The organism is Kineosporia corallincola (assembly GCF_018499875.1).
In the GTDB taxonomy this organism is placed as follows: Bacteria; Actinomycetota; Actinomycetes; order Actinomycetales; family Kineosporiaceae; genus Kineosporia; species Kineosporia corallincola.
In genome coordinates this window covers 359,909-374,946 of the sequence record NZ_JAHBAY010000001.1, presented here as the reverse complement: position 1 = coordinate 374,946, position 15,038 = coordinate 359,909, and the positions used below count along the sequence as shown (strand labels likewise).

General features: G+C 70.9%; 12 protein-coding genes. 5 read left to right on the top strand and 7 right to left on the bottom strand.

Annotated elements, in window-relative coordinates; genetic code table 11:
* Nucleotides 1-78: 78 nt before the first annotated feature.
* On the bottom strand, nt 79-2,832 hold the full coding sequence (locus KIH74_RS01655) for a helix-turn-helix transcriptional regulator (protein WP_214153677.1): 2,754 nt from the start codon (nt 2,830-2,832) through the stop codon (nt 79-81).
* A gap of 339 nt (nt 2,833-3,171) precedes the next feature.
* On the opposite strand from KIH74_RS01655, the gene KIH74_RS01650 reads away from it, so the two are divergent.
* Nucleotides 3,172-3,756 (top strand): hypothetical protein, encoded by a 585-nt coding sequence (locus KIH74_RS01650; protein ID WP_214153676.1) that lies wholly within the window; start codon nt 3,172-3,174, stop codon nt 3,754-3,756.
* Nucleotides 3,757-3,792: 36 nt separating this feature from the next.
* Nucleotides 3,793-6,297 carry a hypothetical protein gene (locus KIH74_RS01645; RefSeq protein WP_214153674.1) on the top strand — a complete coding sequence of 835 codons (2,505 nt, stop codon included), beginning with the start codon at nt 3,793-3,795 and terminating at the stop codon, nt 6,295-6,297.
* Nucleotides 6,298-6,350: 53 nt separating this feature from the next.
* On the opposite strand, the gene KIH74_RS01640 is transcribed toward KIH74_RS01645, so the two are convergent.
* A complete protein-coding gene (locus tag KIH74_RS01640; protein ID WP_214153672.1) occupies nt 6,351-6,878 on the bottom strand; it encodes a 2'-5' RNA ligase family protein in 528 nt (175 codons plus the stop codon).
* Between the two features lie 98 nt (nt 6,879-6,976).
* On the opposite strand from KIH74_RS01640, the gene KIH74_RS01635 reads away from it, so the two are divergent.
* Nucleotides 6,977-7,402: an Asp23/Gls24 family envelope stress response protein gene (locus KIH74_RS01635; protein ID WP_214153670.1), complete on the top strand. Its 426-nt coding sequence runs from the start codon at nt 6,977-6,979 to the stop codon at nt 7,400-7,402.
* A 62-nt stretch (nt 7,403-7,464) separates the two neighbouring features.
* Here the strand turns inward: KIH74_RS01635 and KIH74_RS01630 are convergent, their stop codons facing one another.
* A complete protein-coding gene (locus KIH74_RS01630; RefSeq protein WP_372491985.1) occupies nt 7,465-8,463 on the bottom strand; it encodes an NADP-dependent oxidoreductase in 999 nt (332 codons plus the stop codon).
* Nucleotides 8,464-8,580: 117 nt separating this feature from the next.
* On the opposite strand from KIH74_RS01630, the gene KIH74_RS01625 reads away from it, so the two are divergent.
* Nucleotides 8,581-9,450: a LysR family transcriptional regulator gene (locus tag KIH74_RS01625; RefSeq protein ID WP_214153668.1), complete on the top strand. Its 870-nt coding sequence runs from the start codon at nt 8,581-8,583 to the stop codon at nt 9,448-9,450.
* On the opposite strand, the gene KIH74_RS01620 is transcribed toward KIH74_RS01625, so the two are convergent.
* Nucleotides 9,438-10,280, bottom strand: coding sequence for an IPT/TIG domain-containing protein (locus tag KIH74_RS01620; protein ID WP_214153666.1), 843 nt, complete (start codon nt 10,278-10,280; stop codon nt 9,438-9,440). The genes KIH74_RS01625 and KIH74_RS01620 overlap by 13 nt on opposite strands.
* 215 nt (nt 10,281-10,495) lie before the next feature.
* Nucleotides 10,496-11,584 carry a branched-chain amino acid aminotransferase gene (locus KIH74_RS01615; protein WP_214153665.1) on the bottom strand — a complete coding sequence of 363 codons (1,089 nt, stop codon included), beginning with the start codon at nt 11,582-11,584 and terminating at the stop codon, nt 10,496-10,498.
* Nucleotides 11,585-11,957: 373 nt separating this feature from the next.
* Here KIH74_RS01615 and KIH74_RS01610 point away from each other — a divergent pair, with 373 nt between their 5' ends.
* The gene (locus KIH74_RS01610; protein WP_214153663.1) at nt 11,958-13,784 is read left to right on the top strand and encodes a right-handed parallel beta-helix repeat-containing protein; all 1,827 of its coding nucleotides are present in this window, start codon (nt 11,958-11,960) and stop codon (nt 13,782-13,784) included.
* A gap of 126 nt (nt 13,785-13,910) precedes the next feature.
* Here the strand turns inward: KIH74_RS01610 and KIH74_RS01605 are convergent, their stop codons facing one another.
* Both KIH74_RS01605 and KIH74_RS01600 read right to left on the bottom strand, forming a co-directional pair.
* Complete coding sequence (locus KIH74_RS01605) at nt 13,911-14,192, bottom strand: MSMEG_0570 family nitrogen starvation response protein (protein WP_214153661.1); 282 nt, start codon at nt 14,190-14,192, stop codon at nt 13,911-13,913.
* Between the two features lie 13 nt (nt 14,193-14,205).
* The gene (locus KIH74_RS01600) at nt 14,206-15,036 is read right to left on the bottom strand and encodes a carbon-nitrogen hydrolase family protein (protein WP_214153660.1); all 831 of its coding nucleotides are present in this window, start codon (nt 15,034-15,036) and stop codon (nt 14,206-14,208) included.
* Nucleotides 15,037-15,038: the final 2 nt, after the last annotated feature.

Genomic DNA, 15,038 nt, shown 5'->3' with positions numbered 1-15,038 from the left:
CCAGGGGGAGAAGGACGCCGACAGGTCTCAGGGGCCCTGTCGGCGTCCTTCATTTTTTGCTTCTGGTTCTGAAGCCCCTCAGCCGGGCGCGTCGGCGAGCACCGAGAGGTCGCCCCGCGAGCGCAGGCCGGTCTTCCGGTAGACGTTGCTCAGGTGGTACTCGATCGTCTTCTGGCTCAGGAAGAGCGCGGCGGCGGCCTCGGAGTTGCTGGCACCCCGGGCCACCACCAGGGCCACCTGGAGTTCCTGCGGGGTCAGGTCGGCGGCCGGGCCGGTGCCCCGGGCCAGGGTCTCGCCGGTGGCCTTGAGCTCGTTGCGGGCACGGTTGGCCCAGCTCGGCGCGTCCAGCTGCTCGAAGATCTCCAGCGCCTTGCGTAGCCGGGTGCGGGCCTCGGCCCGCTGCCGGCCCCGGCGCAGCCGCTCGCCGTAGTAGAGCAGGGTGCGGGCCCGCTCGAACGGCATCGGCAGCTTGTCGTGCGCGGTCAGGGCCTGCTCGAAGGCGTCCGCGATCGCCGCCTTCCCGGTGGCCAGCAGGCCCCGGCAGCGCCAGGTCTTGGCGATCAGCAGGTCGGAGCGGCAGCCGGCCGGTGCCTCGTCCACCGCGACGGTGCCGAGCAGCCGCCGGGCGTCGTCGCCGCGACCGGCCCGGGCGTAGGCCTCGACCAGGTCGAACGCCCACGGCACGATGCTCTGGTCTTTCGTGTGCACCGCCACGGGCAGCCGGCCCGCCTGCTCCAGCCGGCCGATCGCCTCGTCCAGGTCGCCCTCACCGAGCGCGAGAAGGCCCAGCGTGTGCGTGGTCTGGAGGTGCAGGCCGGTGGCCTGGTAGCGGGTGGTGATGTCGGTGACGGTCTCGACCATGGCCAGGGCCTCGTCGACCCGGCCGTGCACCGCGTGGTTACGGGCCACGAAGTACATGCCGTACACGTTGGCCTGGCGGGTCTCCTTGGCCAGCTCCACGCTCTCGTCGGCGTAGGCCTGGGACTGCCGCCACCGGCCGTCGCGGAAGGCCAGCTCGGAGGCGATCGACAGGGCCTGCGGCAGCACACCGAGCGCGCCGTTGGCGCGGGCCTCGGTGATGATCGCGTCGAGCAGCTTCTCGGCCAGCGGGTAGTCCTCCAGCCACATCGCGATGAACGCGGCGTGGGCGAACTCCTGGGCGCGCGGCAGCGGCGGCACCTCCAGCAGCCGCGGCACCACGGCGGACAGCAGCTTCTGCCCCTCCGCGCGGTGCCCGTTGATCACCAGCGACCCGCTGTAGGCCACGGCGGCGACCAGCCGGGCCACTCCCTCGGTGCCCTCGCTCAGCTCGAACGCGCGCCGGGTGGCGGCCAGCAGCTCGACCGGCTCGCCCACCATGAAGTGGGCGATGGCGGCGTCGGCGTACATCAGCGAGGCCCGCGCGGCGTCGGCCTTCTCCACCTCGTTGGCGCCGTCGATCATCTCGGCCAGGGCGTCTCGCGGAAGCGCCCGCCACATGCGCACATAGCCCCGCATGTGCCGGATCAGGGCCCGCAGCTTGGGATCGGCGGCCAGTTCGAGGGCCTCGTCGAGCAGCGGGATCATCTTGCCGGTGCGCCCGGCCAGCTGCCAGCAGCGCGCGGCGCGCAGCAGCAGGGCGGGCCGGGTGGCCGGGGTGCCGAACCGTGCGGCCTGCTCGAAAGCCCGTGCGGCCTCCAGGTTTCCGCCGCGGAAGCGGGCGCGCGTGCCGGCCTCGGCGAGCAGCTCGCTGACCTGCGGGTCGGGCGGCAGCACGGCCTGGGCCAGGTGCCAGGCCCGGGCGTCGGCGGCGGCCTCGCCGGGCACCTGGGCCAGCGCCTCGGCCAGCGCGCCGTGCGCCTCGGTACGTTCGTGCAGGGTGGAGGCGGAGTTCAGCACCGACCGCATCAGCGGGTGCCGGAAGTCCACGGTCTCGTCGTCGGCCAGCAGCAGCCCGGCGTCCTCGGCCGGGGCGAAGTCGGCCAGTTCCAGGCCGACCGCCACCGCGGCCCGGCGCACCACGTCGGTCTGCGCCCCACCGGCCGCGGCGACCAGCAGCATCGCCCGGCGGGTGCGGCCGGGCATCTCGTCCAGCCGCCCAGCGAGGGCCTGGGTGAGCCGTGACGACTGGCTGGAGACCCCGGTCGGCCCGCTCTCGCGCCGACCGGCCTCGCTGCACAGTTCCTGGATGCCGAGCGGGTTTCCGGCGGTGTCGGAGTAGATCTGCTCGATCTGCTCGGCCGAGGCGCCCGGCAGCAGCGAGCGGCACAGGTCGCGGGACTCCTCGTGCCCGAGACCGCGCACGGCCAGCTGGGGCAGCCCGGCGTACTGCCGGTCCAGCCCGGGGGCCCGGTCCGGCTCGGTGCGCAGGGCGATGAGCAGACCGACGCTGTCGTTGGCCAGGCGGCGCCCGGCGAACAGCACGGCCTCGCGCGAGCTGACGTCAAGCCACTGGAGGTCGTCGATCACCACCAGCAGCGGGGAGTCGGCGGCGGCCGCGGCCAGCACACCGACGGTGGCGGCGCAGACCGAGAACCGGTCACCGGCCACCGGGGGCCCGAGCGAGAGCGCGCTCTGGAGCGCGGCGGCCTGCGGCCCGGGCAGCTGGTCGAGCAGGTGCAGCACCGGGCGGATCAGGTCGGCCAGCCCGGCGAAGGGGATCTCGGACTCGGACTCGTAACCCCGCACCGACAGCACGGTCATGTCGCCGGCCTGATCGATCGCGTGCTTCAGCAGGGTGCTCTTGCCGATGCCGGCTTCCCCATGCATCACGAGGGCAGCTCCGCGGCCCTCCCGCACGCCACGGAGCAAATCGTCGATCACCACGCGTTCGGTGATCCGGCCGAATACCATTCGTCGAGTCTATGTGAGGGTTCAAGATGGTTTAGCACGTTCTGAACCTTCGATGTGCACCATCGCGCCGATGTGAATACCCCAGGGTCCGACCCTGAAGCGGATCCTTCCGCCGCCCCCTAGCGTCGGGGGGTCGGCCTTTCGGAAACACCTCACCGTATTGCGCTCGGTAAGGCCTTGAACACTCTACGGTGATCCGCCCTTCAGGACGACAGATTTCGGAATTCGTTTTTCCCAAGGAGGGGGCCAATGCGGTCACACACTCACGGTGTGGACGGCGCTCCGGCGGCACCGCCCGACCGGCTCCGGCGCCTGACGGGACCGGATCACGGAGCAGGGATGCTTGCCGACGACCCACACGACGGAGAACTCGACATCATCGCCGCGAACCGGGCCGGCCGGGCCAGTGGCCTGACCACCTTCACCCCGCTCCCCCGCGTCTGGTCACCGGTGGTCCGCACCGTGCTCCGGGTGAAGTCGTGGTTCGGCCCTGACCGCACCCTGCGCCGGCTGTCGTTCATCCACATGGCCTACTGGGTGATGGTCGACCGGTTCCCGGGCGAGACCCGCCGGCGCCGCTACAGCTACCTGATGTTCGTCAGCAACTTCAACGGCTCCTGGCTGGACTACATCGACGTGTTCTCCCGGGCCGTGCCGCAGAAGATGGTTCTGCTCTGGGGCTCGTCGTTCGGATTCCCCGGTCCGATGCCGCCGCGGCCGTTCACCGACTACATCCGTGGCAACGACTGGCACCTGTCGCACTACTTCTCCGCCTACCCGGGCGCCACGGCCACCGAGATCGCCTCCGCCCTGCGGGTGCGCAGGGGGTTCACCGACCAGCTCGCCGATCCGCAGGACCTCGACGACGCAGCACTGGTGCGCCACTGGCGCCGTCTGCTCACCGACGTCCAGCGCGACCTGTGATCCCCTCGCACCGTTGAGTTTTCCTGGAGCAGCATCATGTCTTTGCCCGAGAACACCGCTCTGAAGACCACCGGCGGACGTCCCCGCCGGCACCTGCTGGGTCGCGTGCTGCCGTCCGCGCTGGTGCACCGGCTGCCTGCCGGCCTGGTGCACGAGTACCTCGACCCGCCCCGGGGCACGCGCCAGCGGGTGCTCACCGTGCTGGCCCGGGTGCCCGACGCCGAGGTGCCGCAGCTGCGGCGCGACCTGGCCCGGATCCGCGGCGCCGCCAGCCCGTTCCTCGACGTGCCGGGCACCCACTTCGCCCGGCTCGCGGTGATGGCCAGCGACGACTTCCGCCCGCAGGCAGCCCCCGACCGGGACCGGATGACCCGCCTGGACAAGCTGCTCGACCTGGTCATGCACGGCGGCCGCCCGCAGGAGGAAGATCCGCCGGAGACCTCGTACCTGCTGTTCACCGCCAGCTACGACGGTCTCGGCGAGAGCGCCGGGGCCGACCAGGCGGAGTACGCCGAACGGCTGCGCACGGGCCTGGGCGAGCACGCCGACCGGATCTGGCGGCTCTGCGAGGACTACCCGGGCCGGGGCGACGCGGCGGCCTTCGCCGCCTTCATCGACGCACACACCCTGCGCTCCGGCTACGTGTTCTCGGCCAGCGACAGCGAGCCCTCCGTCGACGAGGTGCGTGACGCCCTCGAACTGCGCCGCCGGATCGCCGATCTGGCCGTGGCCACCGACGGCATGGACGACGCGGACCTGGCCGCCCGGCTGCGCGCCGAGTGGGAGAAGCCGCCCTCGATGGCCGTTCACATCGCCGAGCCCGCCGACGCCGGGCCGGAGGTGCCGCTCGGCCTGGAGATGGTCAGTCAGCTGGACGGCGAGCTGGCCGATCTGGCCGACCTCACCCCGAACGACCTCTGCCTGCCGACCCTTCCGGCCTCGGCCGTCGGCACCGCCGACCGGGTGTCCACCCCGCCCGGCGCGGTTCCGCTGAGCTATCCCGGCCCCCGGCACCGTCCGGGCCCGGAGGTGGAGCGGATCGGGGGCGGCGTGCCGCCGATCGACCCGGACCTGACCGACGTGCAGAACCTGGTCAGCTCCGGCTACCCGCGGCACAGCGCCGCGCGGCACCTGATGCTGCGGGTGACCGACGCGGCGGCGGCCCGGGCCTGGTTGCGCCCGGTGATCGACGAGATCCCGACGGCGGGCTGGGCCGAGCACCTGGTGGACAAGCTGGGCCGGGACGTCGAGGGCGCCGACTCCGGCCGGCCCACACCCGACCGGCCGAGCTCGCCGACGTTCGCGGCGCACGTGGCGGTCAGCTACTCCGGACTGTCCGAACTGGGGCTACCCACAGAAGAACTCACTGGATTCCCGGTCGAGTTCACCGCCGGCATGGCGGCCCGCGAGGCCGGGCTGATTCCGGGAACCGGCACCCGGCCCTGGCGTGGCCCGTACGCCGGGGACGCGAAACCCCACCTGCTGCTCATGCTCTCGGCCCCCGACCAGGCCACGCTCGACGCCGAGCTGGCCGACCGCCCGGGGCTGCTGCCCGGACCGGACTCCGGCCTGGTGATCGTGGATGACATCGACGCGGGCCGGATATCGGACGCACCGAGCCCGGACGGCGCCCGGGCCGCGGGTTTCCGTGAGCACTTCGGGTTCGTCGACGGCCTGTCCCAGCCGCGTGTGCACGGCGTCACCACCGGTCGGCACACCGCCGAGCTCCCGCCCGGAGAAGCGCTTCTCGGTTACCAGGACGTCGACGGCGACACCGCCGGGTCCGGCGTGGCGGCGTCGGTCGGGCGTAACGGCAGCTACCTGGTCTGGCGCAAGCTGGAGCAGGACGTGGCCGGGTTCGAGGAGCTGACCCGCGACCTGGCCGGCAACCTGGCGGGCAAGGTGCCGACCGGCACCGACGCGGTGGAGCTGGCGGCGGCCAAGCTGATGGGCCGCTGGCGCGACGGCACGCCGATCACCCTGTCCACCGACGGGCCGCGACAGTCGATGATCAAGCAGCCGTTCACCTTTCAGGCCGCCGACGCCGAGGGGCACGGCTGCCCGGTGGGGGCGCACGTCCGCCGGGCCAACCCGCGCGACTCCCGGCCGGTCGAGCCGAACCCCGAGCACACCCAGGGCAGGAACGACGGACTGGAGGGGACCCTGGCGCTGCGGCACCGCATGCTGCGACGCGGAATTCCTTATGGAAAACCGGTTTCCGCCGGAACCTGGGCGGGGGCGGAGGCTCCGGCCGGCGACCCGGACGAGGAACGCGGCCTGCTGTTCGTGGCCCTGGTCGGCGACATCCACCGGCAGTTCGAGTTCATCCAGGCGCACTGGATGAGCGACGGCAACGCCTTCCGGCTCGGCACGGACCGCGACGTGATCTCCGGGGCGGCGCCGGACGGCTGCAAGTTCGTGGTGCAGGGTCATCCGAACCCGTCGTTCGTGGAACAGCCGCGGCAGATCGTCACCTGCCGTGGCGGTGAATACTTCCTGCTACCGGGCATTTCCGCCCTGCGCCGGATCGCTGCCGACTGATCAACCCCAGAATTGAGGACGACGGTGAGCTTCTGGCGGGCTCATCGTCGTCCTCAATTATGGCCCAGCAGCCAGGCGTGACGGGCGACGGAATCCCAGCGGCGCACCGACACCGCCTGCCCGTGCGGTTCGGCCACCGGCCCCAGGGCCTCGATCGCCGCAGCCACCTGATCCGGCCGGAAACCGTGGCCCAGCGTGACATGCGGCGACCAGCGCCCCGGGGCCAGGCGCTCGTCGGTGCCGGGCAGACCCGCGTAGAGCCGGGCCGCCTCGGCCTGGATCTCCAGCAGCGCGGCGTTGACCACCACCGATCGCACCAGGATCTGCCGGCCGTCCCGGCGGCCGAAGCAGAGCAGACCACCCAGGCCGATCGCGACCGGCAGCCGCCCGGCCAGGGCGTGCAGGGCGGTCTCGGTGGCCTCCGGCACGGCGCCGGCCACGGCGAGCGTGACGTGCGGGGCGTTGGTCTCGCCCTGGTGCCGGTCCTGGCTGGGCAGGCCGGCCGCGCTCAGGGCCGCCCACTGCGCGCGCACGGCGGCGTCGAGTGGGTCGTCGAGAAGCAGTTCGAGGCTCTGGGTCACCCGGACCATGGTGCAGCACCGCCAGGCGAATTGCCTTCTATAGGCTCCGTGTGCGTGCCGTCCGGTACGCGAATGATGACCGATACGGCAGGGTGGGAATGGACGACCAGAACGAGACTGTGCCGCTGGTGACCGGTGGCGCTCCGGCTCCGACCCCGGCTCCGGCCTCCTCCACGGCCCAGGCCGGGGTGACCGAGGTGGAGCGCGAGGTGGTGGAGAAGATCGCGGCCGCCGCCGCCCGTTCCGTGCCGGGGGTGGCCGACCTGGGCGGCGACGTGGCCCGGTTCTTCGACTCGGTGCTCGACCGGGTGGGCCTGGACGAGGTCGGGGACGCCACCCGGGGCGTGCGCGCGAGCGTGAACGGCACCGAGACCCGGGTGACGGTGGTGCTGGTGATCCAGGCCGACGGCGTGGTGCCCGACATCACCACGGCGGTGCGCGCCGCCGTGACCGAGGACCTGGAGAAGTACGGCCTGCGGGTCACCGCCGTCGACATCAAGGTCGACGACATCACGATGGCCTGAGCCCGGCGCCCGAGGACGGTTCGTGCCCGATCACACCTTCGTGATCCGGCACGAACCGCTCCTCAGCGGACGTCCAGCACGATCTTTCCCCGGATGTGACCGCGGGCGGCCCGCTCGTGGGCCTGGGCGGCGTCGGCGAGCGGGAAGGTGCTGTCGACGGCGACGCGCAGTTCGTCGTCCCGGAAAAGATCTGCCAGACGGGCCATCTGGGTGCCGCTGGCGCGCACCTGGGTCCTGGAGACGGTGATGCCCAGGCGTGCGGTCTCCTCGGCGTCGAGCTCGGCGAAGAACACCGGGAACAAAGCACCACCCCGCTTGAGGGTGCGCAGGAACCGGCTCCCCGACGGGCCACCGACGGCGTCCAGCACGAGATCGGCGTCCCGCACCACGTCTTCGGCGGCGGTCTTCGTGTAGTCGATGAACTCGTCCGCGCCGAGCTCGCGCAGAAATGCCTCGTGCGGTCCGGAGGCCACCGCGATCACCCGGGCGCCCTGCCGTTTCGCCAGCTGCACGGCGAAATGCCCGACGCCGCCCGCGGCCCCGTTGACGAGAACCGTGGTGCCGGGTCCGGTCGCGACCGGGCGGTGCGGGGTGGGCTGGAACGGATTCGGCCGGCCGTGGCCCAGATCGATCAGGAACTGCCAGGCGGTGAGTGCCGCCATCGGTGCTCCGGCGGCGTGCACGTGGTCGAGCGTGGCCGGTTTGAGGGCGAGGTCGGACGCCGGTGCCGCCACGTACTCGGCGTAGGCGTTGCCACCGAGAGCCGGGAAGCGCAGCATGCCGAACACCTCGTCACCCACCGAGAATCCCTGCACGTCAGGGGCAATCGACTCGATCACCCCGGAGACGTCGGTGCCGGGGATCATCGGCAGGTCGATGCGCGGCGCGATCTCCGGCGGCAGCTCGGCCATCATGCCGCTGCGCAGGTACCAGTCCGGCGGGTTGAGCCCCGCCGCGTGCACCCGCACCAGCACCTCGCCCGGACCGGGCGTGGGCACCGGAACCCGGTCCAGGGTCAGCACCTCGGGACCGCCGTAGCGGTGCAGCCGGATCGCCTTCATGGTGCCTCGTTCGTCGTCGTGCTTCATGACGACGAGTCAACGGCGTGGGCCCGCAAGCTGTCCAAGACCTGGATCGCACACCGCCATACCGAAAACGCATGGCGGTACGGTGGGTGGGTGGACGACCTCGAGCTACGGCTGGTGCGCTATTTCACGGTGGTGGCCGAGCACCGCAACTTCGGCCGGGCGGCCGCGGAGCTGCACCTGGCCCAGCCCTCGCTGAGCCGCCAGATCCAGCGGCTGGAGCAACGTCTCGGGGTGCTCCTGCTCGACCGCACGCCGCAGGGGGCGCTGCTGACCGAGGCGGGCAAGGCCTTCCTGCCCGAGGCCCAGGAACTGCTCCGGCTGGCCCGGCGGGCCGCCCGCACCGCCCGGGCCCATGCCCCGGCCGGACGGATCACCGTGGGATACCTCGAAGACCTGGTGATCACCCCGGCCGTGCGGGAGCTGCGCCGGCGGCATCCGGAGGCCGAGATCGGCACCCGTCACCTCGACTGCCGTGCGCTGCCGACCTTCGAGGCCGGCGGCGTGGACGTGCTGGTGGCCCGCACTCCCCTGCCGTTCCCGCACGACGGCGTCCGCACCACCGTGCTCTACGAGGAGCCGCGGGTGCTCGTGGTGCCGGACGGGCACCCGCTGGCCTCGCGCACGTCGGTGAGCATGGACGATCTGGCCGATGAGCAGCCGATCGGCTGCCCGGCCACCACGGCCTGGGGCTCGTACCAGCTGTTCGGGCCCGGACCGCTGCCGGATTCCGTCGAAAGCTACCAGGACAAGCTGGAACTCGTGGCCTCCGGGCGGGCGGTCATGGTGCTGCCGGCCGGGGACCGGCGGCGTGTGCTGCGGGCGGATCTGGTGGCGGTCCCGCTGCACGGGGTCGCTCCCAGCCAGGTGGTGACGGCCGGGCGGTCGGACGAGGCGAATCCGCTGGTGCGGGGGTTTCGGCAGGTCGCCGTGGAACTACTCGGACGGCCTCAGTCGGTGTAGGTGAAGTACGCCGCGGTCAGACCTCCGCCGTTGGTGACGAAAATCCCCACCTTGCGGGCCTTCTGGACGGCGGGCATGGTGAGGGTGATCTGCCCGGTGGCCGGGTCGTAGGTGTGCGGGAACACCCGGCCCAGGATGGTGACGGTGCTGCCGGACAGGTTGGTGCCGTCGATGGTGACCACAGTGCCGCCGGAGACCGGCCCGGAGCCGGGGCCGCTGGAGGTCACGGTGGGCCGGTCGAGGTAGCGGAACCCGGCCGAAGCGCTTCCGCCCGGGGTGGTCAGGGTGATGGTGGCCGGACCTGCCGGGCGGAAAGGCGCATAGAACCCAAGCGTTTTCGTGTCAGTCCGATAGCCGAAGGTAGCAGGCTGACCGTCGACCGTGACCTTCGTGACCTCGTCCAGACCCTTACCCTTGAAGGTGACCCAGGTGCGTTCCACCGACGTCGCCCCTTCGGCCGGGGTGAACGAGGTGATGGTGGGCGGGGCGACGTAGAGAAACCGATCCGCCTTGACCACGGCCGAGGTGCCGCCGGCGGTGGTGACCCGGACGTCGACCCGGCCGGCCGTGTGCTTCGGCGAGGTGATCGTGAGCTTGGTGCGGGATTTCACGCTGAGGTGGGTGCCCTTGCCGGCCCCGAACTTCACGGCGTTGACCCTGGTGAAGTTCTTGCCGGTGACGGTGAGCACCGTTCCGCCGCCCGCCGGGCCCTGCGTGACCGAGATGGAGCTGACCACCGGTTTCACCGCCGCGTCGGCGGGCAGGGCAGAGATCGACATCGATCCGGCCGCTCCGAGAAGTACACCGATCAGAAGGGAGCGGATGCGCATGACGGGACGATATCGGGTGAAAGTGCGACGTGTGGGGTACATGACCGTTTTACCCCGCCGTCTGCACGTGCCTTTTCCCCTGAAAGGCGTGACGTACCCCGCTACGTCGAGGCCGAGAGCCGACGCCCACCAGCAGAACCATCACGTGTCATCACGCGAACGGCCGGCTCTCCGGGAGAGCCGGCCGTTTCGCCCTGCGGTGATGGACGCCCGCGTCAGACGATGCGCCGCATCCACCCGTGCTCGTCGGCGGAGCGGCCGTGCTGGATGTCGAGCAGGTGCTCGCGCACGGCCAGGGTCTGCTTGCCGGGTTTGCCGTCACCGATGACGAATGCGTAGCCCGGGCCCTTGAGCCCGACGATCGGCGTGATCACGGCGGCGGTGCCGGCCGCGAACACCTCGGTGATCTCGCCCGAGGCGGCCCGCGCGCGCAGGTCGGGCAGCGTGGTCTGCTCCTCCACCGGAGTCAGGCCGAACGTGCTCGCCAGGGTGAGAATGCTGTCGCGGGTGACGCCTTCGAGGATGGTGCCCAGCGGCGGCGTGATCAGCCGGCCGTCGGCGGTGACCAGGCAGAGGTTCATCGTGCCCGACTCTTCCAGCGACCCCTCGCCGCCCGTGCGGTCCAGGTAGAGCACCTGGTCGCACCCGTGCTCCTGCGCCTCCAGCTGGGCCGCCAGACCGGAGGCGTAGTTGCCGCCGCACTTGGCCTCACCCGTGCCACCGGCCGCAGCCCGGGTGTAGGTGCTGGTGACCCACAGCGTGACGCCGGTGACCCCGGAAGCGAAGTACGGCCCGGCGGGGCTGGCGATCACCGAGTAGGTGATCTCCAGGGCCGGGCGCACACCGATGAACGCCTCGCTGCCGAACATGAACGGGCGCAGGTAGAGGCTGTCTTCGCCACCCACGGCCGGCACCCAGGCCTCGTCCGCCCGGACCAGCTCGGCGATGCTCTCGACGAAGTCTTCCTCCGGCAGCACGGGCAGGGCCAGGCGCCGGGCCGACCGGGCGAACCGGCGGGCGTTGGCCTCGGGCCGGAACAGCCACACCGAACCGTCGGCGTGCCGGTAGGCCTTGAGCCCTTCGAAGATCTCCTGCGCGTAGTGCAGGGCCGCGGTGGCCGGGTGCAGGCTGAACGGCTCCAGCGGTGCGATGCGGTGGTCGTGCCAGCCGCGGTCGTTGCTCCAGACCGCGATCGCCATGTGGTCGCTGAAGTGGCGGCCGAATCCCGGGTCGGCCAGGATCTGCGACCGATCGCCCTCAGGAACCGGGCGGAGTGTGCGGGTGAGCGGGAACCGGCTCGTCATTGCCTTCCTCCACGATCAGCGATCTCGGCACGGCCATCGGCGACTCGGTACAGACATCACCAGCATAGACGCGGCTCACTGACCTCCGGCCAGATCGATGAGGCTGCCGGTCACTCGGCCACCTCCCCAGGCTCGCCCCACGCCGGGAACCTCACCGCTGGATCGACGACGCGCCACGTCCGTGCCGCCGGATGGCTACCGACGGTGGGCTTTTCACGATTCCTTCACACAGAATTATGGATTGCGGGCGAGAAAGGGCTCTGAACCTGTGAAAACACGAAGTCGTCCGAAACGGCGGCAACCTTCTCGCATCCATCACCGACTAGGGTGCGTCCGGCTCGTCCGAAGTCTTGCTCAGGGAAAGAGATCAACCATGGCTAAGTTTCGTGCTCGTAGGCGCTGGCAGGCCGCAGGCGTCGCCGGACTGGTGTCCGTGATCGGTGCCGGCGTCGCCGTCGCCGGAGCGCACGCCTCCGAGTCGACCACGTTCAGCGCCGACTTCGAGTCCGGCAGCACGAGCGCCTGGTCGAAGTCCGGCGGCACCTGGTCGATCGTCACCGACGGCTCGAAGGCACTGAGCCAGACCAACGCCTCCAGCGAGAACGCCCGGGAGTTCGCCGGCGACACCTCCTGGACCGACTACACCGTGTCCGCGCGGGTCAAGCCGCTCTCGTTCGGCACCGACGGGGTCGTCGGCCTGCTCGCCCGGGCGAAGAGCTCGACCACCTTCTACCGCCTCGCCCTGGTCTCCGGTAAGGCGCAGCTCCAGGCGGTGAACAGCGGCACGGTCACCGTGCTGGCCACCTCCAGCAAGACGATCTCGACCGGCACCTGGTACAAGCTCAGCCTGTCCGTGTCCGGCTCGACCGTCAGCGCCAGCATCGACGGCACCAGCATCGGCTCGGCCAGCAGCTCGCTCGCCTCCAGCGGCCGCATCGGTCTCCAGACCGCCAACTCGACGGCCAGCTTCGACGACGTCACCGTGACCACCGGCTCGACCAGCACGCCGTCGACCTCGGCCACCACCAGCTCCCCGGTCACCACCACGACCGCGAGCCCGAGCACCACCACGACGACCACGGCGACCACCTCGGCCGGCACCACGCCGGTGTCGGGTGCCATCTACGTGTCCCCGAGCGGCAGCGCGAGCGCGGCCGGCACCGCGGCGGCGCCGACCACCCTGGCCAACGCGATCACCAAGGTGGCCGCCGGCGGCACCATCTACCTGCGCGGCGGCAAGTACTCGCTGTCCGCCACGCAGACCATCGCCGAGGGCAACGACGGCACGTCGTCCAAGCTCAAGACGATCTCGAACTACCCGGGCGAGACCCCGGTGCTGGACTTCTCCGCGATGTCGGTGAGCGACTCCAACCGCGGCATCGCGCTGAACGGCGACTACTGGCACCTGTACGGCTTCACCGTGCAGTACGCCGGTGACAACGGCATCTCGGTCGGCGGCAGCAACAACACCATCGAGCGTGTGGTGACCGCCTTCAACCGCGACAGCGGCCTCCAGATCTCGCGGGTCTCCTCGGCCACCGCCAAGGCCGACTGGCCGGCCAACAACCTGGTGCTGAGCTCCGAGTCGCACGACAACGCCGACCCGGACGGTGAGGACGCGGACGGTTTCGCCGCCAAGCTCACCGTGGGTGCGGGCAACGTGTTCCGTTACACCGTCTCCCACAACAACATCGACGACGGCTGGGACCTGTTCGCCAAGGCCGACACCGGCGCGATCTCCCCGGTGACCATCGAGGACTCGCTGTCGTACAGCAACGGCACGCTGACCAACGGCACGGTCAACGCCGAGGGCGACCGGAACGGCTTCAAGCTCGGTGGTTCCGACATCAAGGTCAACCACATCGTCAAGCGCAGCATCGCGTACAACAACGGGCACCACGGGTTCACCTACAACAGCAACCCGGGCTCGATGACGATCGCGAACAACCTGAGCATCGACAACGCGGAGCGCAACTACGCGTTCGACGAGGGCACCTCGGTGTTCACCAGCAACACGTCGTGCCGCTTCAAGGTGAGCGGGTCGAACGACAAGATCTCCGGCACCGCCGACAGCACCAACCAGTTCTACAGCGGCAGCAACGGTTCCCGCTGCTCCTCCTACAGCGGCGCCTTCGCCTGGTCGTTCGACACGGCCGGCAAGCTGGTCACCACCTTCGGCGGCAAGGCCGTCACCTTCTGATCCAGTTGCCCCGGTCCGAAGGGCATTTCGGCCCGGGGCAACTGTTCCACCGACAATGGTGGACGACGATGAGCCCGTCACCGGCTCCTCGTCGTCCACCATTTTTCGTGGTGATGGAGTGTCGAATCAGGGACGCTCGAAGCTCACCACGGTGACGTCCCCGTCGGGGTACCCCTTCGCCCGGGCCCAGATCTCGTCCCGCATGGCCGCCGCGCTGGTGCAGGCGAAACCGTACTTCTCGCGCACCCGGTTCGAGGCGATGGTGAGCGCCTCGTCACTGCGCCGCACGAACTCGGCCACCGGGTAGCTCTCGCCGGGTCGCAGGTAGTCCTCGATCACCAGGCTCGGCGAGTAGCAGCGCTGGGCCGAGCCGTCCGGCCAGGTGACCCGGAAGTACATCTCGGGCATGGTCTCTCCCGTTTCATCGGTAGGTGCTGGGGCGTCGTTCCGAGAGGTGGTCGAGAACCCGCCGGGCCTGGGCGATCTCGGAGTCCACGTCGACCGTGGCCACGGCCAGGCCGGCCTTGGCCCAGGTGCGGGCCAGGATGTCGCCACCCGGCCCGACCACCTTGGCCTGGCCGAGGAAGCGCATGCCGCCGAGCGAACCGGTCTGGTTGGCGGAGGCCAGCACCACCTGGTTCTCCGCCGCCCGCGACCGGTCGTAGAGGTCGAACAGCCGGGACTGCCGGTCCTGGCTCATCCGCGGCGCCCGGTTGCTGATGTTCGTCGGCCAGGCCGACAGGCAGGCCAGCACGCCCGCCCCGTCCAGGGCCAGCGACCGGGCCGACTCGGGAAACGTCTTGTCGTAGTCGATCAGCATGCCGATCCGGCCGACCGGGGTGTCGAACGCGCTGAACGCGTCGCCGGCGGCATAGGCCCGTTCCTCGCCCCGGGGCAGGTGCACCTTGCGGTGACGCCCGAGCACGCCGTCGCCGCTGACGCACACGGCGCTGTTGTAACGGGTCGTCCCGTCGTCCCCGATTTCGCAGTACCCCACGCACACGACCATCTCCGCGGCCGACGCCGCGACCTTCCCGATCAGCTCGTGATCGGGTTCCAGGGCCGGCGGCAGCTCGTTCTCGGACGGGTTGCGCAGGTCGGGCAGGTATCCGCCGAGGGCGGCGTCGGGCAGCACCAGCAGCCCGGCACCGGCCCGGCGGGCCTGTTCGATCAGGGTCTGCACCCGGGCCAGGTCGAAGTCCAGGTCGCGGCCGAAACTCGCGGCCACGGCCGCGATCGTGACCCCGGTCATGC